This window comes from Tautonia sp. JC769 (assembly GCF_040717455.1).
Lineage (GTDB): Bacteria > Planctomycetota > Planctomycetia > Isosphaerales > Isosphaeraceae > Tautonia.
The window spans coordinates 31,710-56,478 of the sequence record NZ_JBFEFH010000034.1; the positions used below are offsets into that span (position 1 = coordinate 31,710).

General features: G+C 69.9%; 18 protein-coding genes. 8 read left to right on the top strand and 10 right to left on the bottom strand.

The window, feature by feature from the left end:
• Positions 1–167 precede the first annotated feature (167 nt).
• Positions 168–1,799: a hypothetical protein gene (locus AB1L88_RS23875; RefSeq protein ID WP_367099213.1), complete on the bottom strand. Its 1,632-nt coding sequence runs from the start codon at positions 1,797–1,799 to the stop codon at positions 168–170.
• Positions 1,796–2,518 carry a glycosyltransferase family 2 protein gene (locus AB1L88_RS23880; protein WP_367099214.1) on the bottom strand — a complete coding sequence of 241 codons (723 nt, stop codon included), beginning with the start codon at positions 2,516–2,518 and terminating at the stop codon, positions 1,796–1,798. Before AB1L88_RS23880 ends, AB1L88_RS23875 begins: the two co-directional genes overlap by 4 nt.
• A 459-nt stretch (positions 2,519–2,977) precedes the next feature.
• On the opposite strand from AB1L88_RS23880, the gene AB1L88_RS23885 reads away from it, so the two are divergent.
• Positions 2,978–3,247: a hypothetical protein gene (locus tag AB1L88_RS23885; protein ID WP_367099215.1), complete on the top strand. Its 270-nt coding sequence runs from the start codon at positions 2,978–2,980 to the stop codon at positions 3,245–3,247.
• Positions 3,248–4,148: 901 nt separating this feature from the next.
• Here AB1L88_RS23885 and AB1L88_RS23890 read toward each other — a convergent pair.
• From AB1L88_RS23890 to AB1L88_RS23910, 5 genes are all read right to left on the bottom strand, one after another.
• Positions 4,149–5,159 carry a glycine cleavage T C-terminal barrel domain-containing protein gene (locus AB1L88_RS23890; RefSeq protein WP_367099216.1) on the bottom strand — a complete coding sequence of 337 codons (1,011 nt, stop codon included), beginning with the start codon at positions 5,157–5,159 and terminating at the stop codon, positions 4,149–4,151.
• An 89-nt stretch (positions 5,160–5,248) separates the two neighbouring features.
• Entirely contained in the window at positions 5,249–6,445 is a 1,197-nt protein-coding gene (locus tag AB1L88_RS23895; RefSeq protein ID WP_367099217.1) for a lactate racemase domain-containing protein, read from the bottom strand.
• A gap of 260 nt (positions 6,446–6,705) precedes the next feature.
• On the bottom strand, positions 6,706–8,676 hold the full coding sequence (locus AB1L88_RS23900) for a WD40 repeat domain-containing protein (protein ID WP_367099218.1): 1,971 nt from the start codon (positions 8,674–8,676) through the stop codon (positions 6,706–6,708).
• A 682-nt stretch (positions 8,677–9,358) separates the two neighbouring features.
• Positions 9,359–10,477 carry a hypothetical protein gene (locus tag AB1L88_RS23905; RefSeq protein WP_367099219.1) on the bottom strand — a complete coding sequence of 373 codons (1,119 nt, stop codon included), beginning with the start codon at positions 10,475–10,477 and terminating at the stop codon, positions 9,359–9,361.
• A 151-nt stretch (positions 10,478–10,628) separates the two neighbouring features.
• Positions 10,629–11,237 (bottom strand): sigma-70 family RNA polymerase sigma factor, encoded by a 609-nt coding sequence (locus AB1L88_RS23910; RefSeq protein WP_367099220.1) that lies wholly within the window; start codon positions 11,235–11,237, stop codon positions 10,629–10,631.
• Between the two features lie 424 nt (positions 11,238–11,661).
• Between AB1L88_RS23910 and AB1L88_RS23915 the strand changes: the two genes are divergently transcribed.
• Positions 11,662–14,607: a sigma-70 family RNA polymerase sigma factor gene (locus AB1L88_RS23915; RefSeq protein WP_367099221.1), complete on the top strand. Its 2,946-nt coding sequence runs from the start codon at positions 11,662–11,664 to the stop codon at positions 14,605–14,607.
• 248 nt (positions 14,608–14,855) lie between these two features.
• Positions 14,856–15,149, top strand: coding sequence for a hypothetical protein (locus tag AB1L88_RS23920; protein WP_367099222.1), 294 nt, complete (start codon positions 14,856–14,858; stop codon positions 15,147–15,149).
• A 762-nt stretch (positions 15,150–15,911) separates the two neighbouring features.
• Here AB1L88_RS23920 and AB1L88_RS23925 read toward each other — a convergent pair.
• Together AB1L88_RS23925 and eutB are read right to left on the bottom strand one after the other, a co-directional pair.
• The gene (locus AB1L88_RS23925) at positions 15,912–17,573 is read right to left on the bottom strand and encodes a trypsin-like peptidase domain-containing protein (RefSeq protein WP_367099223.1); all 1,662 of its coding nucleotides are present in this window, start codon (positions 17,571–17,573) and stop codon (positions 15,912–15,914) included.
• A 372-nt stretch (positions 17,574–17,945) separates the two neighbouring features.
• Positions 17,946–20,261 (bottom strand): ethanolamine ammonia-lyase subunit EutB, encoded by a 2,316-nt coding sequence (gene eutB, locus AB1L88_RS23930; RefSeq protein ID WP_367099224.1) that lies wholly within the window; start codon positions 20,259–20,261, stop codon positions 17,946–17,948.
• A gap of 367 nt (positions 20,262–20,628) precedes the next feature.
• Between eutB and AB1L88_RS23935 the strand changes: the two genes are divergently transcribed.
• The 5 genes from AB1L88_RS23935 to AB1L88_RS23955 all read left to right on the top strand — a co-directional run bounded on the left by AB1L88_RS23935 (position 20,629) and on the right by AB1L88_RS23955 (position 24,241).
• Positions 20,629–21,051, top strand: a complete 423-nt coding sequence (locus tag AB1L88_RS23935; protein WP_367099225.1) for a TadE/TadG family type IV pilus assembly protein — start codon at positions 20,629–20,631, stop codon at positions 21,049–21,051.
• A 16-nt stretch (positions 21,052–21,067) separates the two neighbouring features.
• Positions 21,068–21,547, top strand: a complete 480-nt coding sequence (locus AB1L88_RS23940) for a TadE family protein (RefSeq protein WP_367099226.1) — start codon at positions 21,068–21,070, stop codon at positions 21,545–21,547.
• A 26-nt stretch (positions 21,548–21,573) separates the two neighbouring features.
• Positions 21,574–22,827, top strand: coding sequence for a pilus assembly protein TadG-related protein (locus AB1L88_RS23945; RefSeq protein WP_367099227.1), 1,254 nt, complete (start codon positions 21,574–21,576; stop codon positions 22,825–22,827).
• Between the two features lie 124 nt (positions 22,828–22,951).
• The gene (locus AB1L88_RS23950) at positions 22,952–23,473 is read left to right on the top strand and encodes a DUF309 domain-containing protein (protein WP_367099228.1); all 522 of its coding nucleotides are present in this window, start codon (positions 22,952–22,954) and stop codon (positions 23,471–23,473) included.
• Between the two features lie 153 nt (positions 23,474–23,626).
• Positions 23,627–24,241: a TlpA disulfide reductase family protein gene (locus tag AB1L88_RS23955; protein ID WP_367099229.1), complete on the top strand. Its 615-nt coding sequence runs from the start codon at positions 23,627–23,629 to the stop codon at positions 24,239–24,241.
• A gap of 103 nt (positions 24,242–24,344) precedes the next feature.
• Here the strand turns inward: AB1L88_RS23955 and AB1L88_RS23960 are convergent, their stop codons facing one another.
• Positions 24,345–24,734, bottom strand: coding sequence for a hypothetical protein (locus AB1L88_RS23960; protein ID WP_367099230.1), 390 nt, complete (start codon positions 24,732–24,734; stop codon positions 24,345–24,347).
• Between the last annotated feature and the right edge of the window lie 35 nt (positions 24,735–24,769).

The window sequence follows — 24,769 nt, forward strand, 5'->3', positions numbered from 1 at the left end:
CCAGGAGGCCGCCGGCTCGCGACGGCTCGGGCTGAACAGTCCGGACCCGCGGCCCGGGCCGGTGGTCATCCGGCGGGCCGCGGCACGACCGAATGCCCTATTGTAGGAGACCGAACGGCCCTCCGCCTCGGGCGAGCGGCGAAAATTTCGGGCAATTCTGCCGAAGCTTACGTCGCAATCACCCGAGAGGCCCCTTGCAGGGCCGATCGGAGCCGATCCGAGGGGTGAAGAACCGCCGCATACTCCCGACTCCTCGCCAGCGCATTGCGTGCCAGGCCCGCCCGCAACCGCTCGGCCTGTTGTCGCAGCTCATCCCGATCGGCCGAGACGAACGGGGCGAGCGCCCGGTTCGCGTCCCGGATCGCAAAGTAGCGGGCAATCCGCTGCCGACGCGACCCGGTCGGGCCGTCCACGGCCGATCGCTTGGCCCGGAGCGCCGACCGGGCCTCCTCGGGCATCGGCCCGGACAGGTGACGGTCGGGGTTGAACGTCAGGTCGCGGATCCTGGCCTCGACGCCCCGGAGCTGAGCGGCCGAGGCCGGATCGTCCGGCAGGCCCGGCCAGAGCGTCAGCGACAAGGTCAGGAACGCCGGGGGCTCGACGCCGAAGACGCCCCGGAAGACCTCGTCTCCCAGCTCATCGTACTTCGCCCCCCCGATGCCGTGGAGGAACAGGTCCCCCAGCAAGGCCCTCGCGAACATGGTCGTCGTCAACGCCCGGGTCCGCAGCCGGACCCCCCGCGCCGGCAGCTCCCTGAGCACCTCGACGGCGCAACAGGCGTCGCGATCGGGGCCGAGCGGCAGCTCGCAGAGCGCCTCGTCTTCCCCGGCGATCCGCAGCTCCATCCGCTTCGGGTCGACCTGCCGGGCGAGCAGCGGGTGACGCCTCGGGTGCTCCCGCCGCCAGATCCAGAACGGGGCCTCGTGCCAATCGCCCTCGCGGGCCAGCTCGGGCACCGGATGGTTCCGGCTCCGGATGCCGTGCGCCTTGCGGTAATTCTCCAGCGCCTCGTTGTGCACCGTTCGCACCCGGGGCAGGTGGGCGAGCAGGTGGCAGGTGAACCAGAGGAACGCCTCCGACTCGCAGACGGCGCTGAGCGGCAGCTCGGCGTTCCGCACCCCCCACGCCGCTTCCCTCGCGCGCCGCATCGCGGCCAGGCGGAGGCCGAGGCGGTCGGTCGTCGCGGCGGCCTCGATCGCCCGGGGCCAGTCGTGCCGGAGCAACGGGTCGTCGATCAACGGGCCCATCAGGTCGAGCGTCCGGTCGGCGAACGTCGCAAAGGCCGACTCGTCCCGGACCGCCAGATCCTCGTACGGGGACTCCCCCGACCACTCATCGAACGGCACATACCGCGTCAGCAACCGGCCGTCCTCCCGGAACGGGACGCGGACGGCGACGGCCTTCGGGATGTCGTTATCGACGATCAGGTTCAACCCCAACCCGCCGACGGCCCGGGCAACCGCCTCGGTGGCGAAGTTCTTGACCCAGACTCCCGGATGCGACAGCTCCGGCTGGTGCCCGGTCACGACCAGCGGCACATTGGGGTCGCTCCCCGGATCGGGCAGGCCGTCCAGGTCGTCGAGCCCGAACCGGCGCAGGAACCGCCGCGACCGATCCAGGATCTCGTGCCGGGCCATCGCCCGGAGGCGCCCGGCCCGCCTCCCCTGGAAATCGTGATCCCAGGCGGCGAGCCGCGATCGGTTGGCATGAAGGAGACCGGGAGCCTCGGCCAGCGGCGGGTCGGCCAGAATCGCGCCGTCCTCCGCCGGGGCCCGCAGGCGACGAGGGGGCGTTGTCATCCGCAACACTCCCCGGCCACTTCCAGGCGAGCCTCGCGGAGCGCGTTTTGGAACACCGATCGGTAATGATTCAGCCGATACTCGGCGTCGTCGAGCGCCCCGCCGAACGCCCGAGACTCGTCCAGGTAGATCAACGGCACCGGCACCTCGACCACCGTCATCCCGTGCTTGGCCGCCTGCACCCAGACCTGGAGCGGCATGGCGTAGCCGTCGTCGGTGATCTGGAATTGCCGCAAGGCACTGGCGCGATACGCCTTGAAGCCGCAGAAGGCGTCGGTCAGGTCGAACCCGAGGCACTCATTGAGCCAACGGGTCACCTCGACATTGATCTTGCGCCGCTGTTCCGGGGGCACCTGCGCCGGGTCGAAGATCTTCAGGTAGCGGCTGCCGGAAACGACGTCAGCCTCGTCGAGATGGCGGGCAACCTCGGGGATCAGGGCCGGCTCGTGCTGGCCGTCGCAGTCGAGCGTCACCAGGCCGTCGTAGCCCCCCGCCAGGGTCGCCTCGAAGGCGCTGCGGAGCCCGGCGCCGTAGCCCCGGTTCCGCTCGTGGCGGATGACCTTCACCTCCGGGAACCGGGCCAGCCGCTCGGGCGTGCCGTCGGTCGAGCCGTCGTCGACGACCAGGACCTCCCCCGGTGCGTGCCGCAGGACCTCGGCCAGGACCGGTTCCAGGTGGGCTTCTTCGTTATAAACGGGGATGGCCGTGAGCAGGCGCATGGCGGAAGGTACTCGGGGCCGGTCGGGGTGCAAGTCCAGCGGATGGTGTCCGGTTGCGAAGCGTCGCGTCACGTCGCCCCGGCGAAAGACTCACTCATTCGGATGGCTTACTTGCAATTTTCGCATTCTAGGCCGGGCGAGTCCGAAGTCAACGCAGCCGAAGGCTCGCCTCGCCTTGACCCTCCGCAGAACTCGTGCCATCATCCCCCCGCCCGTCGCGGATGGCCAGGGAAGGCCACGGTGCCGGGCGATCCTCGGGCTCCCCCATCCCAATCCGATCCCGATTCCCACCGGATCGGCCGCGGGACCTCGCCAAAATTCTCCTCCGAAAATCGCTCAATGTGCAGCCCCCTCCGCGCCGATAGGGGAGCCAGGGATCGACAGTCAAGGTTTCGGCGACCGTCCGGGTCGCCGCGATCGGCCCAGCCAGCCATCGGTCGTCAGGGAAAAGGAGTTCCGATGACCTTCGACGAGTGCCACGAGCGTTTGGTGCAGATCCGCCGCGGCCAGGGGACCCGCTTCCCGAAGATCCGGATCGACTGCGGCGGCCAGGTCTTCAAGGGGCGGCTCGCCCGATCCGACAGCGACCCCGAGCACCGCTCCGCCCCCATCGCCCCCCGCGGCGCCCTCGTCCTCGAAGACCTCCACCGCGGCCGCGCCTCCCAGACCGTCGTCGAACTCGACCGGCTCCGCTCGCACGACCTCCACGACCTCTCCGCCTCAGACTGATCCGCGCCCACCTCCAATCCCAGCTTGCCTTGTCAAGTTCGCGTGGCTGCTCTGACACGATTTCGGCAGGCGACGATTGTTGAACCACTCAGCACTACCCGACTACTCAGCAGGGTGGGTGGATTAGGTGTTTCGGGGGAATTGCATGTTTCTGGAATCATGGGTGAGATGTTGGCTTGCATCCCAGTCCCTGTCGACCAGTCAAAACTTACTCGGCAAATTTGGTGAGGTGAGTACTGGTAGCTAAAACTTGGTGGGTGGCCCCGGTTGCCAGACAATCGGTGTCACCCACAATTTGCGTCACGCGATTGGCTAAGGTCAATGGCGTATAACACCACGTGATGGAAATAGACTTGCCCATCTACAAGTGTATTGCAACAATGAAGCCTATGGTGCAACATTGGTGTCGCTTCATTATGCAGGCCTGGCAAAGTTATTGATGTCGACTCCATTCAGTTCGTTTTTCTCTTAACCGAAGTGCAGGGGTTATCACAATGGCTCGTATACCTGGTTCCAATAGTATGGGGTGGGTTATTGGCGCCGCTGTTATCTTGGTCGTCGCAATTGGAGCACTCTCCTATGCAATGTTCGAGGGAAATGGCAGCCAGAATGCGACTGCCGTTTCAGAGGTAACAAATGAGTACAGTTCGAGTATTCCAGAATTTAATGCCAATCGACCATCCGCTCCAAGCAATACATCAGAAATGCATCGCCGCGTAGTTCGAGATGAAATGATTAAGCTGGGAAGCGACCCAGCAGAGGCCGAGGTATTCACTCGAGAACTCTACAACGCTGAACGAGAGTATTGGCGAGAACGTGGGTATTCAACTGACTGAGCATGACCTGGAGCGACCAGGGCTGCCTGCCGCTGGGAACCGCAATCTTCCCGCGAACTTCAGGCTCACCCTGTCCCCATCGGCAAGCCCTGCACCGTCGCCGACGCCTCGCTCCCCGACTCCTCCCGCACGATCACCGCGCTGCCGGGCGTCGTGTGCGAGGTCCGCACGAACCCCAGCGCGATCACCTTCCCCGAGCGTCCCGAGACGGCCGACGAGCCGATCCAGCCCACCTCCTTCTCCCCGGCGAACAGCTTCGAGCCGCCCGGCGGGGGCGCCTCGGCGTCGATCACCAGCCCCCGGATCAACCGGTTCACGTGCCCGAGCGCATCGAGCCGCGCCACCGTCTCCTGACCCAGGTAGCACCCCTTCACGAAGCTGATCGCCCGGTCATCCCGCCCGAGTTCCTGCGGCAGGTTCTTCTCGGTCACGTCCCGGCCCGAGGCCGGCGTCCCCGCCTCGATCCGGAACGCCTCGAACGCCTCGCCCGGCAGCTCCACCAGCCCGAGCGCCGTCCCCGCCGCGATCAAGGCCGATCGCACGGCCCCGGCCCCCTCGGCCGCGCCGATCAGCGTGAATCCCTCGCCGCCGATCGGCCGCTCCCGGACCACCCGCACCGGATGCCCCGCCACCTCGGCCGCAACGTGGTCCAGGCTCCCCCCCGGCACGCTTTCCACCGCGACCCCGACCGCCGCCAACACCTCCCCCGCGAGCGGCCCGGCCAGGTGCAGCTCGAACGTCGACGCGGTCACGTCCTCAAGCTCCACCTCCTCCAGCACCCCGTATTTCCGGAGGTGAGGCAGGATCGGCGGCAAGCCTTCGGCCTCGGTCCGCAGCAGGATCGCGTCGTCGAGGATCACCAGCGTCACGAACCCGAGCGTCTTGCCCTGCAGGCTGGTGACGAACGCCTCGCACCCCTCGCCCGGGCTCCTGCGGTTGACGTCGTTCGTCGTCAGGTTGTGCAGGAACTTCGCCCGATCCGGGCCGACGACCCGCACCCTCGCCCGTCCCGGCCAGTCGGCCAGCACCACCTTCGAGTCCAAAGCAACCGCGGCAGGAGAGGGATCGCTGGGCATCGTTCGAAGCTCGTCTTTGAAAATCGCCGGAGTGGGAACGATCGATGACCCTCCCGGGCCCATGGACCCGGGAAGGGATGCCGCTGCCCTCAATCCTCGACCACCTGCGGCCGGGTCCGTTCGGCCTGGCTGAGCACCAGGCACGACGAGGCGGCGGCCGCCAGCCGGCTCGCCTCGTCGGCCGAGCCGAGCGCAATCATCGCCAGGTCGTCGACGAGCTGGTCGTCGAGCCCGCTGAGCAAGTAGATGTCCGCCCAGGCCAGCGCCTCGGCGATGGCCAAAGCCGCCAGCGCATCGGGCTCCTTCCGGGCGTCGCGGAGCGCCTTGACGCCCCCCCGGGCCGGGTCGTCGAGCGTCGTCAGGCGTTGCAAAGCCGGCCCCGGCGTCCCTTCCACCCGGGAGAGCACGGCGATCTTCCCGCCCCGCCGCACCAGGCCCGCGGCCGTCGTCAGGCCCTGCGCCAGGTCCTCCAGCCGGGTCGGCCGGCCGGGGACGCCGATCCCGGCGATCACCAGCTCGGCCCGGCTCTCGGGGCGGAAGGTCCAGGCGTCGTCCGCCGCCTGGATGCCCGCGGCACGGACCTCGCCCGCCTCCCCCACGATCAGCCCCGCCGCCCCCGACCGGCCCGGCAAGACCCCCACGTGGAAGAGGCTGCCGAGCAGCCACGACACCTCGCCCGACTCGTCGAGCACCGGCCCTCGCGTGCCCGCCCCGGCGGGCGCATCCCGCTCGCTCTGCTGGGTCTCGGCGTTGCTCAGGCCGGGGAAGATCGTGCTCCAGGGGCCTCGGTAGCCGAGCACCTCGTCGAAGCCGATCGCCCCGACCGGCACCACCACGTCGGCCTCGGTCAGGATCCGGTTCAGGTAAATCCGCCGCCCGGCCTGGGTGCTGGCCAGGTAGGCCATCGTCTGCGCGTTCTCCGAGCCGGGCACGTGCGTCTCCAGCGCGATCGCGGGGGGCCAATCGTCGCGCTGCGAGGCCGGCAGCGGCCCCAGGCTCACCCCCTCGATCGACTCCACCCCCGCCCCGGCGAGCACCTCGGCCAGGATCGCGACCAGCCGAGACACGTCCGGCACGTCCGGGTCGATCGCCAGGGCCACCCGGTCGCCCGGCACGACATTCTGCCGGAGCGGCGGATAGCCCCTCGGCGCCTCCAGGTCGCGGCGGAACTGCTCGCGCACGGCGTCGAGCGGCAAGCCCTCCGGCCCGTCCCAGGCGGCGACCAGGCGATCGTCGCTCACGTCGAAGGCCACCCGATCGTCCTGGAACTCGACCGCAACCCGCATGGGAATCATCCCTCGATCCACGCCATTCTCCCCGGGCCGCGATCCGATCACGCCCGGCCCCCCTCATCCTAGGCCCGGCCGATCGTCGCTTCAAGCGAGGCGATCACCACCGCCTTGCGTCGTCCCCATGCGTCCAATCGCGCACGAGGGGATGCCGTCGCCCTGCCCGTTGCGGAAAGAGGCGACCGCTCCTCCTCCCGGCACCTTCAACCACGACGGCCGATTCCGGTCCCCGTCGATCTCGGACATGGTCGGTCATTCTACTCGGGCTCGGTCCCTCGGAAGACATCGTCCAGGTCCCAGAACTGGACGACCCCCGTGCCACCCGCGGCCAATTCCTTGCCGTCGGGCGAGAAGACGACCCGACGGACAACCCCCATTCCGCGGCCCTTGAGAATCGCCGGCGCTCGACCCGACGCCGGGTCCGCCAGCACGACGACGCCATATCCGGCGACCGCGAGCGTCCGGCCGTCGGGCGAGAACGAAAGGTCATGGACCCCGCCTTCCGGGCTCACGCCCGGCGTGAAGCCGACCCGCTCGCGGCCCGTCGCGGCATCCCGGACGCTGACACCGGGGCCGCGGAAGCTCGTGTGAGCACCCAGCGCCATCGTCTCGCCGTCCGGGGCAAGGGCCAGGGCCGCGATCGATTCGCTCCGCTCCTCGATCGCGTCCCGTCGGGCCTCCGGGACGTCCGACTCGTCCGCGATGACGCTCTCGATCCCATCGCCGCGCGGCAGCACCCGGTAGGAGCGGAACCGGAAGGAGGACCGCATAAGGCCCTCAGCCGCATCCCATGTGCGAACCGCCCCATCCTCGCCGGCGGAGACGAGCGTGCGGCCGTCGGGCGCAAAGGTCACGGCTTGAATCCGGCCCTCGTGGCCGCGCAAGGTCCTCCGCAGGCGAGGCGGGTACTCGGCGGTGTCCCAGACCTGCACGGTCCCGTCGGCCATGCCCACTGCCAGCGCGTCGCCGACCGGGGCGAACGCCACGGAGGTGGGCGGGACCGTCGGGCTCCACGAGAGCGAGAGCGGCCAGCCCGCTTGCCCCGTCTCCGGTCGCCAGAACCGGACCCCCTCCCGATCCGCGACCGCCAGCCAGTCGCCATCGGGGGAGAAGGCGAGGTCCGCGGCCCAGTCCCCGCGCCCCCTGAGCACGAGTCGGACCCGCTCCTCGGCCACGTCGCGCAGCGCCACGGCCCCGTCGTCGAACCCCGCGGCCAGGGTGCGGCCGTCCGGGGCGTAGGCCAGGGCCAGGACGGTACGCGACCGGAAGCCCTGGCGGGCTCGCCCCGCATCCGCGTCCCAGAGCGTCAGGCCGGTCACAATGCCAGCCGTCGCCAGCGTGGCCCCGTCGGGCGAGAAGGCCAGGTCGGAGAGCCCCATGTCCTCGCCGCTCAGGAACACGCCCCGCGAGCGGCCCGTATCCAGCTCCCTGACCGTGACCGCCGCATCGCCGACGGCGAGCCGTGTCCCGTCCGGTGAGAACGCGAGGCCCCCGACGCCGGGGAAGCGCCGCTGGTGGACGAGCTGCCCCTCGGCGATGCCCCAGACATTCACCTCGGGAGGGACGTCCCTTGGCCCCATCCCGGCGAAGCCGTGCGCCGGCTCGGCCGAGGCCGATGCCAGGAGAACACCGTCCGGCGAGAACGCCAGCGCCTGGATCGGGCCGGGATGGGCCCCTTCAAGCTGAACCAGCGTCGCTCCCGTGGCCGCATCGCAGAGCGTCAGGTGCCCCGAGCCCCATCCGCCCGCCGCGACGGTGAGGCCGTCCGGGGCGATCGCCAGGCAATGGGCATCTCCCGCTTCAATCCGCACCGACGAGAGCAGCCGACCCGTCTCGGCCTCCCAGCGGGTCATGATCCCGCCTCGCTCCTCCTCGTCGTCCCCCGCCGCGATCAACGTCCGGCTGTCGGGGGAGAACGCCAGTTCCTCGACCCGGCCACGGATCCCCTCAAGCCGAGCCCGCAAGGCCCCCGTCGCCGCGTCCCAGAGGATCGCCTCCCCCGGCCCCCCGTGGTCACCGCCGGCCGAGGCGACCCACCGGCCGTCGGGAGAAAACGCAAGGGACAGCACCGGGCTCGCGTGCCCGTCGAGGGTGGCCCGGGCCCGGCCCCCGGCGATGTCCAGGAGCCTTACCGTCGTGCCGCCGGCGACAGCCAGGCTCCGCCCGTCGGGCGCGAAGGCGACGCGGGTGATCGCCGCCGGCGTCTCAGAGACTTCCCAGGTCCGCACGGGTTCCGTCGTTGCACGGCTCGTCATCGAGACCAGGCCGGCCGCCACGAAAACACCCGTCGCTATGCCGAAACGTCGTCGACCGAACCCTCGCCACTTCGCCATCGTCGGGCCTCCCCTCGGCGCTTCAGCCGGCCAGCCTGCTTGCATGAAGCTGAGACGCCCTTCGAGCGAGGAGGATTCGACTGCATCTGCTCGTCACACCGGCTTGCCAGGTTGCATTGATCGAACTCGTCAAGTCCGCTCGCGGGTGAAACGAAGGGGAGGAGGCCGAGCCGACGCCGACAGCGGCTCCGAGTCTTGAGGCAAACCGTGAGGGTGTAAATTCTCGATCGCTTGGTTTTCTCAATTCGGAGCGCCGCCATGAGGCCCGTCGGCGTTGACCTCCTTCCTCCGTTCACTCGCGTCCTCTCGCGACGGGTGATGCCTTCAGTGCGTTGGCATTCGTGCCCGGCCCATTTCCCGGCGAGCGAGCAGCCTCGCTCACGCGGAAATCGCCCTACTGGACCATCCACTCAATAAGGGTGGGTTGTTCCCGGGTGGCCCCGATTGCTCGCCAATCGGGGTCGCGCAGCGACGAGAGGTTTCGGAGCGGCCTCCCGCCGCCTCTTGCGGCTGCGCCGCCCCGGTTGGCAAGCAACCGGGGCCACCCAAGACACATCAATTGAGGGTGGAAACAGGACTAGCGCGCCGACCTGACCCAGAAGACGATCACGCCGGTCGGGCCCTCCTCGACGGCCGCTCCTTCGACCCGCTCGGGCGATTGCCTCGGCCTCGGCGGAGGTCCGGGCAGCTCTTGGGGGGGCGGGGGGGCAATGACCCTCGGATGGCTCACGGCGGCCTCGGGCTCGTGATCGTGCCCGCGATTGGCCAGCAGCCGCTCCTGGCCCGATCGCAACGGCGCGGCGTCTTCGATCGTCTTGACGAGCAGGCGCCCCGCGTCGCCGATCGGCAGCAACGCCCCGGGCCGGTCGGCCTCCTCCGGCTCGACGACCCGGCAATGGTCGCCCATCGCCTCGTCCAGGCGGCGAAGCAGATTCGTTTGCTCGGCCGGGTCGGCCGCCAGCAGGAACAGGTCGGCCGGGGCGTCGTCCGATGCCGCCGTCAGATGGCCATAGCGGCGGTCGGCCCGAAGCGTGTCGCGGAGCAGGCCGTTCAGCTCCTCGGCCAGCTCCCCGGCCGAGACGCCGGCCGTCGGCTCGATGACGAACGTCCGGGAGCGGTCGAGATCCACCAGGTCGAGCAGGAACTCAACCTGATCGGCGGCCAGCCCTTCGGGCAGCTCGGCCGCCGCCACCGCCGGGTCCGACGCCGCCGACTCGTCGGGGCTCGGCTCCGGCGTCGGGGGCGAGATGCCGGCGAGGGCCGCGCCGGCGCCGTCCCCCTCGCCCGCGATCCCGGCCGAGGCGATGGCCCGATCCGGATCCCCGGCCTGTCGCGCGTCGCCCGGGACGACGGCGACACCGTTCGGGCCCGGGCCGTCGCGCAGGATCGGCCGGTTCCAGAAGTAGGTGACCATCAGCAGGGCCGCCAGGGCCAGGATGGTCGACGAGGCGATCGGCTGCAAGGCCCGTCGCCGGGCCTCGGCCCGATTCAGGGTCGCCACCACCGCCCCGGAGACGTCGGGCAGGTCGGGCGGCCGGTGAACATTGCTCATCAGGCCGTGGAGTCGGGCCAGCTCATCCAGCGCATGAGCGACCCGAGGATCGGCCTGCGCCTCCTGCTCGACGAGCAAGCGAGACTCGGGGTCGAGCTCGTCGTCGACGTAGGCGTGGATCAGGTTGTCGTCGATTGTGGGCATTGGGAACGAGGGGGAAGGAAGGATGAGGAGGAAGCAAACGCAAGGCAAGGCAAGAAAAGACGAGCAAGACCCGCGGCAACGGCAATTGTAAGCGGAAGAGGATCAGAAAGAATTCGAAAAATGAAGGAATCTTCCGCCAATGTCAGTCAATTTAGTCCGCGTCGAGCGGCCCCTGGCGAATCGTCGATTCGTCCAGGAAGCCCGAGAGCTGATCGCGAAGCTCCTTGCGGGCCCGATGCAGTCGGCTCCGGACGGTGCCGACGGGGATGTCGAGGATCGCGGCGATCTCCTCGTACCGCAGGCCGTCGAACTCCTTCAGGACCACCACGGCCCGGTGGTCGGGTGCCAGCGCGTCCAGGGCGGCCTGGATCATCGCGTCTCGCTCGGCCCGTTCGGCCGGCAAGGTGGGGTCGGATCGCTCGGGGAGGTCCGGCGGGTCGATCTCGGTCTCCCGATCCCGCCACAGCTCCGAGAGCCTCGCCGGCCCCTTCCGACGCCTCCGATGACTCAACGCCAGGTTCACGGCCAGGCGGTACAGCCAGGTATAAAAGGAGCTACCCCCCCGGAACCGCCCCAGTTTCCGGTAGGCGCGCAGGAACGACTCCTGCAGCAGGTCCTGGGCGTCCTCCGCCGACCCGGTCAATCGCACCAGGGTCGGATAGAGCCGATCCTGATGCCTCCTGACCAGCTCCCCGAAGGCCTCCGTCGAACCCGCCCGACTCGCCTCGACCAGCTCCTGGTCATCCTCGAACCCGGTCATCGTATGCCCTTCGACGCCCTTCGTCGCCCAAAGGTTCCCGCCGACCATCCCTCCATCGACCGACGGGCCATCCCTCCCCCTCCATGATCCCCGATCCCAGCCCCTCCCGATACCCCGCGCCTCCCAGACGCCTCACCCGGCGGCCGGGCCTTCGAGCGGGTCCGCATGGCCCGTGCCTTCGACGCCCGACGGGGCTCGGAAAATCCCTGAAAAACAGGGAAGGGTTCCCCCTCCCCGTTCCATTACTCTTGAATGACAGGCGTGGCCGGGGCCAAGCGCAGCGAGCCCCGGGATCAGGGGCGTCCCACACCGGGGCACCTGGCCTTGGCCCCGGCCACACAGCCGAGGAGCCCCTCTCCGTCTCCGACCGGCCTCGCGCAAGACAATTATCAATAACCGGCGATATCCCTCGGAGATCGGCCCCATGGCAAAGCGGATGGACGGCGGGATACTGCAGGACTTCCGGACCCTGTTCCGGGTCGGCGTCATCGGCCACCTGACCGACGGCGAATTGCTCGAACGCTTCTGCTCGGCGTCGGACGAGGCCGCCGGCCTCGCCTTCGAGGCCCTCGTCCGCCGCCACGGCCCGATGGTCCTGCGCACCTGCCGCGCCGTGCTCGGCCACGAGCACGACGCCCGTGACGCCTTCCAGGCCAGCTTCCTCGTCCTCGTCCGCAAGGCCAACCGGCTCCGGGGCGCCGACACGATCGGCCCGTGGCTCTACCAGGTCGCCCACCGGACCGCCCGATCGGCCCGCGCCCAGCGCGCCCGACGCCTCCGCCACGAGCACCAGGCCGCGGCCCGAGCCGCCCCGCCGATCGCCTCCCCCGCCGATCCGACCGACACCGAGGCATTGATCCTCGACGAACTGAACCGGCTCCCCGCCCGAGACCGCGCCGTGCTCTCCCTCTGCGGCCTGGCTGGCCGGACCAACGAGCAGGCCGCCCGCGAGCTCGGCCTGCCCGTCGGCACCGTCCAGAGCCGCCTGCACCGCGCCCGGTCCCGCCTCCGCGCCCGCCTCCTCCGCCGCGGCATCGCCGCCCCCGCCACCCTCGCCGCCCTCCTCCCGGCCGAGGCCGCCACGGCCGCCGTCGTCCCCCTCTCCCTCGTCGAGTCCACCTCCCTGGCCGCCCTCCGCTACGCCACCCACGGCTCGATCGCCTCGGCCGCCTCGGCCCCGGTTGCCGGACTCGCCCGAACCACCCTCAAGGCCATGCTCATGACCCAGCTCAAGGTTTCCACCACCGCCGTCCTGACCCTCGGCCTCCTCCTCGCCGGCGGCGCCACCGTCGCCCGATCCCTCGCCGACCGGCCGGACGAACCCCCCGAGATCCGCCAGGCAGCCCAGGCCCCCGCCTCCGAGATCGAACCCGAACGCGACCCAACCCAGGCGTATCTCGAAGGAGTGGTGATCGACGACCGGGAGACTCCCGTGCCGGGTGCGGTCGTCTCGACCCTCGGCTCATCCTCTCCGCGATGGGTCCGGACGGACGACGACGGCCGCTTCCTCCTCCCCCTCGAAACCCCGACCATTGGCCACCGCACGCTCCGGGCCACCGCCCGGGGCGGCGACCTCCAGGGAATCCTCCGCCTGGAGTCCCCCTCGCGATACGAACCCGAAACCACGGTCCGGATCGTCGTCAGGCCCTCCCGAACGGTCACGGTCCGGGTCGTCGGCCCCGACGGCGCCCCGGAGTCGGGGGCGACCGTCGAACTCTTCGAAAATTTGACCTCCCTCGACCTCGGTGAGACGGACGCCTCGGGGGTCGCCCGGTTCCTCGTCCCGGCCGATGCGACGATTCGCCAGGCCTTCGCCCTGAAAGCCGGGGTCGGGTTCGATTACGCCGCGAACCCCTACCGATCCGACGAGAACCAGGAAACGACCGTCGACCCGCTCCCCGACACCATCGCCCTCTCCCTGAACGCCCCGACGACCGCCCGGGTCGAGGTCGTCGACTCCGACGGCCGCGGCCTCCCCGGCGTCGAGGTCGTGCCCGGGAGCGTGCAGACGCCCGGCAAGGCGACCTCGATCAATCTGTACGGCAGCCGGGCGGCCCGGACCGCGTCCGACGCCTCGGGGTTCGCCACCTTCGACTGGCTCCCCGCCGAACTCGAAGGGTCGACCGCCATCGGCTTCGGGCTCGGCTCGGAGTCGCACCACACCAACGCCCGCCCGCGATTCATCCCCTCGGTGGACGGGAACCTTGCCGTCCCGAAGGCCCGGATGCTCCGGCCGGGCCGGCTCTCCGGGGCGGTGACGCATGCCGATGGCTCCCCGGCCGTCGGCGTCCTGGTCCAGGCCGACGGAAGTGGAGAACAAGACGCGAGATCCAGGGTGACTGCCCGCACCGACGCCGACGGCAGGTTTTCCATGACGGCTACCCCCGATCAGCTCTACATCGTCTCCCTCCTCGACGACCGCTTCGCCGTCGAGAGCCGCGTCGGTGTCCTCGTCCGCGAGGGGGACCAGATCGACGATCTCGACTTCCGCCTCATCGACGGCACGATCCTCCGCGGACGGGTCACCGGCGGCCCCGACGACGCCCCCCAGGCGGGGAAGACCCTGGTGCTGACGCAATGGGAGTACGGGAACAGCAATGTCATGGCCGCTATCCACGAGTTCCGCCGCTGGGCAGAAACCGACGCCGACGGCCGCTATTCCTTCCGCGTCGGGCCGGGCAAATACAAGCTCATCGGGCTGTTCAATTCCCGTCGCTTCGAGCTTGAGATCGAGGACCAGGAGGTCATCGAAAACGACTTCTCAATCAATCCCCCCGATCCCGTCGTCCCCCTGCTCGGGTCCGTCCGCATCGGCAGCCCCGACGGCGAGCCGCTCGCCGATGCGGCCGTCCTGATTGAGGAGATCCCCGTGTCGGGGAGGTCGGACACGCCCATCGAGGCCGACGCCGACGGCCGCTTCGCCACCGATCGCCGCCGCCGTCCCGCCCTCCTCTTCGCCCGAGACGAGTTCGGCCTCCGCTCCGGCCTCCTCCTCCTCGGCCCCGATGACGACCAGGCGGTCATCGTCGTCGGCCCCTCAGCCACCGCGACCGGCCGCGTCCTCGACCGCGACGGCGCCCCGATGGCCGGCGTCCGCCTCCAGTGCTCAATCATCTACGAGTCGGACGACCTCCCCGACGACCACCGAGACGCCCATCCCCAGCTCTGCGTCACCTACGTCGAGACGGACGCCGACGGCGTCTACACCGTCACCGGCCTCGTCCCCGGCCACACAGCCTGGGTCACCCTGAACGACCCAAAGTTGCCCTTCGACGCCTTCTACCTCGACAACACCTCCCGATCTGTCACGGTCGACGGCCTCGGCCCCTTCGATCTTGGCGACATCACCTACGCCCCCCCCGAGCCGTGACGCCGGGCAGGCCGGGATCCTCCCGACCCCGGACCATCGAGGACGGCCACCCAGGTGGGCAGAGCATCCGGCACCCCGCCGGTTTGCGCGATCGGCTTCGACGCCTTTTCCCCGATAATTCGTTTGCAACACCGCGGGAATCCCTCCACCATGGTCAGTGTTCAACGGTGCTGATGGGGACGAACAGCCGTTTCCGAACACGGAATTTCGTCCCACCCTTCCTGGTCAGGCTGCGGAGGCAGGCCCGCATGAGCGGCTGTGATTGGTTCATCGTCGGTTGCCGCCTCTTCGGGGTCTGGGTCGCCTACACGGCGCTCACCTATATCACGGCGTACCTTGATGTCAGGCTCGGGTACACCGAGGAGATCGGCCGGTCATCCCAACCCGGCGGCCTGCTCATCCACGGCTTCGGCCACCTGTTGCTGGCCCTGTATCTGCTCCTCGGGACACGGCACCTGGCCCGGCTGTGCTACGAGGACGACGAACCGCCGAAGACGGAACGCGGCTCGTCGGGATTGCCCACCGAGCGAGACCTCGCCTGACGGCGGGTCGCCCCGGTCGCTCGCCCGCCGGGCCGACGCAGCCGCCGAGGGCAGACGTGGCCTGCCCCAGGGGACCTCGCGTCGCCCCGCGACCCCGGTTGAAGCTGCCGCGGCCACCCGCCCGGGTCCTCCCGACCCCAGACCATCGCCGACGGCCCCGCTCCCCGCCGCGCCCGGATGGCCGCCTGACGGAACGTCGTGAGGATCTTGGGGACGAACCTGACGCGATTGACCTCAATTTCCGGAGCAATGTTCATGTGGCGGCTCCTCTTGCTCTCCGCCCTGGCCGTCGTCGGATGTTCCCCCGAGCGGAACGACAGCCGCTTCATCTCCGGCCAGCGCGTTCGAGTGATGCCGAGCGACGGCCAACGCTCCGTTCAGCTCACCGCGAGCGATGGCATCTCTCCCATCGAATCGCAGGACCCAAGGAGTTCGATCCTCACCTGGGACGATGATGTGTCTGTCCTTCGGGACGACGAGCCCGGTGGTTCAGAGCGTCTCGTGGAGGTGGAAATACCCCGCGACAATGATGGACCACGAAACGATTCTGAGCGTGTTCGAGGGTTTGTCCCGAGAAGAGACTTAAGACAAATCATGTATTGAAACGAGGCTGGCCCCGGTTGCTCGCCAACCGGGGCGGCGCAGCCGCGAGAGGCAAATGCATCCTGCTCCGGAGCCCTCTCAACGCTCCGCAATCCCGGTCTCTGAGCCGCCGGGGCCACCCAGAGCAGCTCGGGTAGGTGACCATGGATTGGCTCCGGTTCAGTCCCCGATCGAGGCTCGCTGCTTCATCTCCTCCAGCGACGCCTTGACCTCGCTCGCGGGGATCACGAGCGATTCATCGAACATGGTTCGAGCCACCAGCAATCCGACGACTCGCCCGCCCGCGTCCACCACCGGGGCCCCGCAATGCTCGGGGCGTGCCAGGAAGTCGCATGCGATCGCCGACGGGAAGCCGGTGTAGCGGTAGCTGGACGGCCAGATCAATTGACTCCCGATCGTGTATCCGGGGCAGAGGCGGGTGAGCACCTCGCTCGTCGTGCCGTCGCGGCGGTACGTCACCTCGATCTGGTCCCCCGAGATGAGCCGAGGGGGGCCCTCCGCCTCGCCGCGAAACCGCTTCAAGTATTCCTCCCGATCCCGCACGGGCTCGCCGCCAACGTGGGTCACGACATCGCCGACACGCAGGGCCAACGGCGGGGGCCGCAGCCAAAGCTGGTTCAACACATCGAGAATTTTGACGACCTCCACCCCGCCTTCGGCGTCTTTCACGACCACCGCTAAGCTCCCCAGCAAGGCGGGTATCTCGCGGGCGGGGACGCTGACCACGCCGGCGGGGGAGGTGAAGTCGGGAGGCGTCACGGCCGCGACGGGCGTCCCGGCCGGCAGGTTCTCCACCTCGCTCCACTCGACCGGCTCGATGCTATCGGTCATGTCAAAGCCGGGCATCCGCAGCAACGCAAGGTCGCGGGCCGGGTCCGTCGCGGCGAGTTTGGCCAGGGCCGGGATGTCATTGCGGAGGACCACGGTCAGCTCGGTGCCGAGTTCGCTCGCCTTGGTGAGGATCAGCCCCCTCCCGACCACCACCCCGACCCCGGACCAGCGGTCGTCCGAGCGGACTTCGACCACGGAGTTGCGCAGCCCCCGGACCGCCTCGGCCGTCTCCTCGGCGGCGGGGACCGCCACCGGCCGCTCGGCGTCCGAGAGCGGCGGTGGCGGCCGGTCGCCGGCGAGTTCCCCCCACTCGCGACGCAGGAGGTCGGCGGTCATGTAGAAGCAATGGGTGCCGTGCTTCCCGCTACCCGACATGGTCCCGACGAGCCGTCCGCCCAGGTCGAACAGCGGCCCGCCCGAGTCGCCGCCCGACCCTCGGATCGGCGTGGCCAGCATGTCGGCGGGCATCGGGATGTTCGTGAGCCGATGCCCGAGACGGACCTGGAGCGGCGGTTCATCACCGGCACCGACGTACAGGCCGGTGCTGGGGAATCCGATCGCGAGAAGCCGGTCTCGCGCCGTGAGGTCGGAAGCGGTCCCCACCTCGACGGCGGGCCACGGCCCTTCACCGGCCAGGCGCACCAGTGCGAGGTCGCGCCCACCCTCGTCGTCCCGGGTCAGTTTCGACAGGACTTCCCCCTCGCATCGGCGTCCGTCGGCGAGCCGGACCTCCAGCGTGTCGCCGACCTTCGGGCCCATGTGGGCGCAGGAGACGATCAAACCGTCCGTGGAAATGATGGTCCCCGTGCAGTGAAATTGGAGCTTGTCACCGTGCCAGAGGCCGACGACGCTCGGCATCACCCGTCCGAGCACCCGCTCGACGCTCGGCCCCAACGGCTCGGGCCGGGTGGGGATGCGATCCCCGTCCTCGGCCCTGATCAACCCGGCCAACAAGACGCACAGGCATAGTGACATTTCGGCAATTTTCATCGTCATTCCTGTCCGGTTGGTAACGCCACTTTGGTGGTTCTGCAACTGTTCTCGAGACGAACCTGGTGTCCTGAGTGAGAAATCCGCGGGCGGCCCCGGCGGCTCGCCGACCTGGGCGGTGCGGCCGCGAGAGGCCATTGCATCTTGCCCCCGAAACCGTTCACCGCTCCGCCACCCCGGTTCGCAAGCCCCCGGGGCCACTCGTGCTCGTCCGGCGAGGAGATTCCTCCCGCACATCCCGGATGTCCCGGGCTTGCTCCCCTTGCCCTTCAGAAGTCGCCCGCCGGGCCGTGTCTTGGGCGATGGCCCCCTCGGCGGCGGCGCGGGCCTCCGGGGGCAGTTGGTCCAGCAAGTGACGGGTCCGGGGATGCATCAGAGAATTCCCCTCAGCCCCTTCAACAGGCTCATCGTCTCGTCCACCCCCCGAGCCGGTGCGAGCGCCGTCGTGGCGATCCCGGAGACGACCTTGGTGATGTTGTGATCGACCGCGTCCTCCCGACCCCACACCGCGCCGTCGGCCGAGGTGAGATAGACCGAGAACGTCCGGTGCCCGGTGCCCGGCCGCTCGCCGATCAGGTGCAGGACCGCCCGAGGCCCGTCGAGGCCGCCGAACAGCGTCTCGCCGATCCGATAGCCCGCGCGGACCCGGCCGGAGGTGACGACGATGTGCTCGGGGGCGGCCCGGAACCCGTCGCGCGTAAGCTGGGCGCGGAGGCGATCGAGGAACGGCGCCAGGTGCCCCTCCTCGGTGATCGCCAGGGCATTCAGACCGTCGGAAATGACGATCTGAACATCAAACCGCCCGTCGTGCTCCTGCCGGAGCCGACGGATCGTCTCCAGGCCCGCGTCGGACAGCCGCTCGCCCGATTCGGGGTGGAGGATGTAGTCCTCGCGATGCGCCGATCGGGTCGCCACCGGCACTGCACTCGGTACCCCGGCGACGAACGCCGGCGGCAGCTCGGCCCAGATGCTCTCCTTCGCGTCGTCGTAGATCCGGGCGATCGCCTCGCCGAGCCCCGGCTCCAGGTCGAACGGCCGATCGCCGTGCCCCCGGGGCAGGAAGACGCCGTGCCCGCGGACGGCGTCCATCTGGGCGGCCCCGTCGGAGAGGATCTCGGCGTCGCTCCGCGCGTCCCCCTTGCGTCGGCAATACTGCAAGTACACCCAGAGCGGGTCGCCGAAATGCTCCGTCGGCCGGCCGTCGGCGTCGATGACCCCGATCGCCTGGAAGAACGCCCACATGCGATCCTCGACGCGCGTCCCGAACGTCTCCCGCAACCGCACGTGATCCTGGAACCCGGTCGTCAGGTAGCCGAGCATCGGGTCGATCTTCGTCGGCAATCCCATCAGGTACGCCGGGCAGGCCGGGGTCACCCGGTCGAGGCACCAGTCCAGATCCTCAAGCGAAACGCTCATGTGCAGGGTTGAGCAGACATCCAGCCCGATGCACAAGCCGTGCAGCTTCCCCATCACGATGTCTTCCAGGCAGCAGCGCACGAGCTGCTCCTTCGTCCGGAAGACCTCCGGCCCGATGAACCCGGCCACGTCATTGACGATCAGCCAGGCGTCCGGCTCGGCCCCCGCCTTTACTCGGGCCTGGGCGACACGCTGGCTCAGGGCCCGGGCAAAGCCATACTTGCGCGCCTCGTGCACCACCATGTCCACGCCCTGCGCGTGGCCGTTGGTGAAGTCCGCGCCTTGCCCCGTCTCGAAATAGAGGCCGAACGGCCCCGATCGGGCGTCGGCATACCCCAGCATCTTCTCGGTGCTCAGGTCGAACGTCCGGTTCGCCGCGTCGCTCCCGGCGATGCTCTGGAACCAGAGGGCCGTGCTGCCCGGCCGCGCCGCCTCCACCTCCGCCTGCACATCAATATGCGAGAGGACGCAATGCGGCAGCACCTCCTCAAGCCCGAACGTTTCGATCACCTCCTTCAGCGTCTCCTCGATCGCCCCGACCGATTCCGGCGTGCTCGACACCGGATTGTTCCCGAGCAGGACGTCCCCCACCGCGAACGACCAGCCCGAGAACACCTGCCATCGAATGTCATTCACGTCATCCGTCGGCGAGTTCGGCTGAATTCTCGCCCCCAGGTACCCCCTCGCCCCCACCTTGCTCCCCGGCAACGGGTTGAACACCTTCGCGCCGACGGCGATCAGCTCCTCGTCGCTCATCAGCTTCACGACGCAGCCGATCACCTCGCTCGACAGCCCCGGCATGATCCCCTTGATCGCCCCTTCATCCCGGTCGAGCAGGAACCGCTTCAACACCCCGACCGTCATCCCGCTCGCCCGCTGCGCCGCCCGATCGTCCCGCGATCCTCGCAACAGCCCCGACAGGCTGTCCTCGATCAGCGGGTGCGCATCGATCTCCCCAATCCTCGTGTGACTCAACAGCTCCCGCGCCCGGACCCGCGCATCCTCATCCGCCGCGGCCACGCCGACGATCTCATCCCCCTCCTTGAACGCATTGGCCGCGCCCAGGATCCTCGCATACACCCGCCGATCGAACCCCCCGGCCAGCGCCCGGACCCGGTCGAAGACGTCCTCCCCCTCCCCCGCCGGGTCGAGCCGTACTGGCGTCTCGCCCGCCCGCGCCCCGGCCCTCAATCGCCGCGTGATCGGGGTGAACGTGAAGGCGACGGCCGAGGCCCCGCCCGCCACTGCGCCCAGGAAGGTTCGGCGTTGCATCACGAGCGTTGCGTCCCCGGTGAGGGGCCCCTTGGAACCGATCCGTCCGGTCGCGGCCTCGGGCCCGCGTGGCATCCCGCCCCTTGCCGCCCGACGTCGATCCCGGCCCGGCCGTCTTGGAGGTGTCTTAGACATCGTACACTACCGCCCGGTCGCCGATCGCTCCAGGAAAATCTCCCCTCCCCTCCCCTCCCGTCTCGTCTCGGGCAATCGCGGCCGACCGCCCCGCGCACTTCCCCGCGTGTGGCCCACGGGCAACACCCCGAACGCCTTCGTTGACACGGCCGGCGGGCGCACTAAGGTTCTCGGTGTCGAGATTCCTTGGAAAATCACCTCCCCGCTCGATTCGAGAAGGCGACACGACCCCATGGACGTCCGCAACGGTTGCGTTCCTGCCCGAGGCGGCCGCAGGAAGGGGGCGGCGGCCGTCGAGCTGGCGTTGCTGCTCCCGATGCTCTGCTTCATCGCCCTGCTCGCGGCCGATTATGCGCGCGTGGTGCCGGTCGCGATGACCGTCGCCGACTGTGCCCGGCACGGCGCCCTGTTCGCCTCCAGCCCCGACATCGCGGCCCCGTCCCCCTTCGCCAGCGTGCAGGAGGCGGCCCTGGCCGGTGCCGTCGGGCTCGATCCCCCGCCGGTCGTCACCTCGACGACCGGCACCGACCCCCTGGGCCGGCCCTTCGTCGAGGTGACCGTCTCGCACACCTTCCGGACCCTGGCCGCGTTCCCCGGCATCCCCGAGTCGGTCCCCTTGCGCCGGACCGTCCGGATGCCGATGGCGCCGAACTGATGGAGGCTGGCCCCCCATGCGAGCCCCGGAGCCCTCGCCCGGCCTCCGCCCCCCCGCGGCGCCCCCCCGACGCCCCGGGCCCCCGCCCCGCGGGTCCCGGCCGCGCCGGGCCGGCCGGCGACGGGGGGGGACGGTCGTCGAGATGGCCGTGGTCTGCCCGATCGTCCTGCTCTTGATCATCGGCACGCTCGTCATGGGGCTCGGGGTCTTCCGCCTCCAGCAGCTCGAGGCCCTCGCCCGCGAGGGGGCCCGCTGGGCGGCCGTGCACGGCCCGACCTCCCAGCAGGAGCACGACGAGGCCGCCCCGACCTCCGCCGACGTGCTCGATCGGGTCATCCTCCCCCGGGTCGTCGGCCTCGACCCGGACGAGCTGACCTGCTCCCTGACCATGACCGATGGCTCCGCGATCCTCGTCCTGCGCTACCGATGGGTCCCCGAGGCGTTCTTCCCGCCCATCGTGGTCGAACGCCGAGCGGTGGCGCCAATCACGTACTGAATCGACGTTCCCGTTGGGAGGGACTCATGCGCACCCGGCGCCTCCGGGATCGGGCGTCCTCCGCCCGCAGAGGGACCGTGGCGGTCCTGGTCGCGTTCTCGATGATCGTCTTGCTCGGCATCCTGGCCCTCGTGCTCGACGGCGGGCTCCTGCTGATCGAGCGGAGGCACGCGCAGGCCGCGGCCGACTCGGCGGCGCTGGCCGCCTCGCTCGCCTTCCAGGACGAGGGGGGCGACCTCTCGGCCGCCCGGTCGGCCGCACTCTCCTACGCCGCGGCCAACGGCTTCCCCGAGGGGGACGGCAACACCCTGACCCTCAACGCCCCGCCGGCCTCCGGACGCTTCGCCGGCGACGACTCGCACCTCGAAGTGATCCTCACCTCCCGGTCCCCCCGGTACTTCAGCGCGATCTGGGGGGCCGACGCCCTGACCGTCTCGGCCCGGGCCGTGGCCCGGGGAGGCCCGGAGTCCTCGGCCTCCCTGATCCTGCTCGACCCGAACCGGTCGGGGGCGCTGGCCCTCATGGGCCAGGGGAAGATCGTCACCGACGCCGGGATCCAGGTCAACTCCATCCACCCGACCGCCGTCACCGCCTCGAATACCGGCCACACCCGGGCCGCCACGGCGGGCAAGCCGGGCGTCCCGGTGATCAAGGTCGCCGGCAACTACGCGACCAGCAGCGGCGGCTACTTCTCCGGCCAGGTCAAGACCGGCTCCCCCCCCGTCGCCGACCCGCTCGCCAACCTCCCGGTCCCCCCCCAGGCGGGCCACGTCTACAACGGCCTGCCCTTCCCCCAGTGGGGCACGCGGACCATGCACCCCGGCGTCTACCAGGGGGGCGTCACGCTCGGCGGCGGCATGCGGATCACCATGGAACCGGGGACCTATTACATGCGCAACGGCGGCTTCACCGTGGCCAACGGCGTCCGCATCACCGGCCACGAGGTCATGATCTACGTCGACCCGAACGGCGGCCGGTTCAGCTTCCAGGGGGGCGGACAGATCGACCTGACGCCCCCCACCAGCGGCCCGTTCGAGGGGATCACCCTCTACCAGGATCGCAACTCGACCCAGGACATCTCCATCGCCAACGGCTCGACCACCACCATCTCCGGCACCATCTACGCCGCCGGGGCCCGCGTCAGCTTCGCCGGCGGCGCCCAGTTCAATCAATTCGGCACGCGATTCATCGCCAAGAGCATGGAAATCTCCAACAACGCCTTCGTCGGCGTCGGCGGCGACGATTCCCCTGGCAACGCCTCGGTCAAGCTGGTCGAATAGGGCATCGGTCGGGGCGGCCCGATCCGGCGGCCGCCGCCCCGGCCCGCCCCACGCCCCGGCCCGATCCGGTTCGCGGCCGGGCCTCGGGCAGCCCCCCCCCCGACGACGACACCGGCCCTCGCCGATGCATCCCGACGACCCGTTCCCCCCCTACACCTACGTCCCCGGAGGCCCCTGGCCGCACCCGATCAGCGGGCCCGGCGGGCACCTGGCCGACGCCCCCCGCGACCCGGCCGAGCCGATCGAGGCCGACGCCTGGCACCGCTCGCCCGCCTACCTGCGCGGGGTCCGGCTCTACAACGCCGGCTATTACTGGGAGGCCCACGAAGCCTGGGAATCCCTCTGGCACGCCCACGGCCGCCGAGGCCCGACGGCCGACGTCCTCAAGGCCCTCATCAAGCTCGCCGCCGCCGGCGTGAAGGTCCGCCAGGGCCAGCCCCGGGGCGTCTCCACCCTCGCCCTCCGCGCCGCCGAGCACCTCGAAGGCGTCGTCGCCCTCGGCCTCCCTCGCCTCCTCGGCCTCGACCTCGCCGCGCTCGCCGCGCTCGCCCGCCTCCTCGCCGCCGACCCCCCGCCGGCCCCGGCCGACCCCCGCCCGGTCGTCCCCCGCCTGCTCGGCCCGCCGCTCGTGCCGCACGATGAATGAGCATGTGCCCGGCCGCTCCGGAATTTATGCATGAACCCTTGGCGGATCTCAACGGCCAAAGGTATGATCAGATGCGGACCCGGACGCCCCCCCTTGGGACCGTCCCTTCGGGCGCCGGGCCGTTCCCCTGGCCCGTCGATGGAGCACGCGAACATGACGACACAACCCGATCGGTCCTGGTCTCGGAGTCTCGCGACGGCGGCGGCCCTGGGCACCTGCCTGGCCCTGGCCATGGCCCCGACCGCCAGCGCCCAGCGCGAATTCCCGGATGACTACTTCTTCAACGTCAACAAGCCCGAACTCAAGGCCGCCCACGACGAGATGACCGGCCAGCCCCGGCCCGAGTTCTCCATCGGCGACTGGATCAACGCCGACCTCTCCGCCGGCGACCTCGAGGGCAAGATCCTCATCGTCGACCTCTGGGCCACCTGGTGCGGCCCCTGCCTCGCCGCCATCCCCAAGAACAACGACCTGGCCGAGCGCTACGCCGACCAGGGGGTCCTCGTCCTCGGCGTCTGCACCTCCCGAGGCCAGGAGAAGCTGGAGCAGGTCGTCGAGCAGCGCGACATCCAGTACCCCGTCGCCCGCGACCCCGACCAGCAGACCGCCGAGGCCTGGAACGTCGCCTTCTACCCCACCTATGCCGTCGTCGACCGCAAGGGCATCGTCCGCGCCATCGGCCTGATGCCCAGCCGCATCGAGGACGTCGTCAAGGCCCTCCTGGAAGAGCAGCCCGCCGAGACGGAGACGGCCCTCCAGCAGGATTGATCCCTGATTGCCCAGAAGGCGTAACCCTGGGGCGGCTGGGGACCGCGCTGCGGCCCCTCGCCGCTCGTACTCCAGGAAGAACGCCTGCCGTGGCATTCAAAGATCAATGGCCATCTGCGTTCGCCCTCCTGGTGCCGGGCGTGGTCGGCGCAAGCGGGCCGATGCTTGCCGGGCCGTCGAGCCGGAGGGTGTAGCTTGGGGAGTCTCCCACGACGGTCGCCGAACGCCCGGGATCGGCCAGGCCCGTTTGCGCCGAGACGCCAGGCAAGGCAATCTCGACCGGATCGCCGGTCGCGGTGTCGACGGTAAACGAATCGTCGGCGGGAAGGTCGATCGCGATGTGATTCGGCGAGGCGAGCCGGTGCTCTCCCGATGCCGGTCGGCCCCGATAGCTGAGCTGTCCGCCTCCCGCCTCGGCGTCGATGAGAACATGCTCGGCCTCGATCCGGAGTGAGCGTGGTTCGTCAGGAAACGAGGCCTGGCTTCGCGCCATCCGGGGCCATGTCTCCCTTGCCGGCCGGGGCGATC

Excerpts from the sequence above, each read along its gene's own strand:
- AB1L88_RS23920 (WP_367099222.1), top strand. The coding sequence starts at position 14,856 with ATGAGCGGCTGTGATTGGTTCATCGTCGGTTGCCGCCTCTTCGGGGTC.
- AB1L88_RS23880 (WP_367099214.1), bottom strand. The coding sequence starts at position 2,518 with ATGCGCCTGCTCACGGCCATCCCCGTTTATAACGAAGAAGCCCACCTG.
- AB1L88_RS23925 (WP_367099223.1), bottom strand. The coding sequence starts at position 17,573 with ATGAAAATTGCCGAAATGTCACTATGCCTGTGCGTCTTGTTGGCCGGG.
- AB1L88_RS23910 (WP_367099220.1), bottom strand. The coding sequence starts at position 11,237 with ATGACCGGGTTCGAGGATGACCAGGAGCTGGTCGAGGCGAGTCGGGCG.
- AB1L88_RS23905 (WP_367099219.1), bottom strand. The coding sequence starts at position 10,477 with ATGCCCACAATCGACGACAACCTGATCCACGCCTACGTCGACGACGAG.
- AB1L88_RS23940 (WP_367099226.1), top strand. The coding sequence starts at position 21,068 with ATGCGAGCCCCGGAGCCCTCGCCCGGCCTCCGCCCCCCCGCGGCGCCC.
- AB1L88_RS23935 (WP_367099225.1), top strand. The coding sequence starts at position 20,629 with ATGGACGTCCGCAACGGTTGCGTTCCTGCCCGAGGCGGCCGCAGGAAG.
- eutB (WP_367099224.1), bottom strand. The coding sequence starts at position 20,261 with ATGCAACGCCGAACCTTCCTGGGCGCAGTGGCGGGCGGGGCCTCGGCC.
- AB1L88_RS23945 (WP_367099227.1), top strand. The coding sequence starts at position 21,574 with ATGCGCACCCGGCGCCTCCGGGATCGGGCGTCCTCCGCCCGCAGAGGG.
- AB1L88_RS23885 (WP_367099215.1), top strand. The coding sequence starts at position 2,978 with ATGACCTTCGACGAGTGCCACGAGCGTTTGGTGCAGATCCGCCGCGGC.
- AB1L88_RS23960 (WP_367099230.1), bottom strand. The coding sequence starts at position 24,734 with ATGGCGCGAAGCCAGGCCTCGTTTCCTGACGAACCACGCTCACTCCGG.
- AB1L88_RS23875 (WP_367099213.1), bottom strand. The coding sequence starts at position 1,799 with ATGACAACGCCCCCTCGTCGCCTGCGGGCCCCGGCGGAGGACGGCGCG.
- AB1L88_RS23915 (WP_367099221.1), top strand. The coding sequence starts at position 11,662 with ATGGCAAAGCGGATGGACGGCGGGATACTGCAGGACTTCCGGACCCTG.
- AB1L88_RS23950 (WP_367099228.1), top strand. The coding sequence starts at position 22,952 with ATGCATCCCGACGACCCGTTCCCCCCCTACACCTACGTCCCCGGAGGC.
- AB1L88_RS23895 (WP_367099217.1), bottom strand. The coding sequence starts at position 6,445 with ATGCGGGTTGCGGTCGAGTTCCAGGACGATCGGGTGGCCTTCGACGTG.
- AB1L88_RS23955 (WP_367099229.1), top strand. The coding sequence starts at position 23,627 with ATGACGACACAACCCGATCGGTCCTGGTCTCGGAGTCTCGCGACGGCG.
- AB1L88_RS23890 (WP_367099216.1), bottom strand. The coding sequence starts at position 5,159 with ATGCCCAGCGATCCCTCTCCTGCCGCGGTTGCTTTGGACTCGAAGGTG.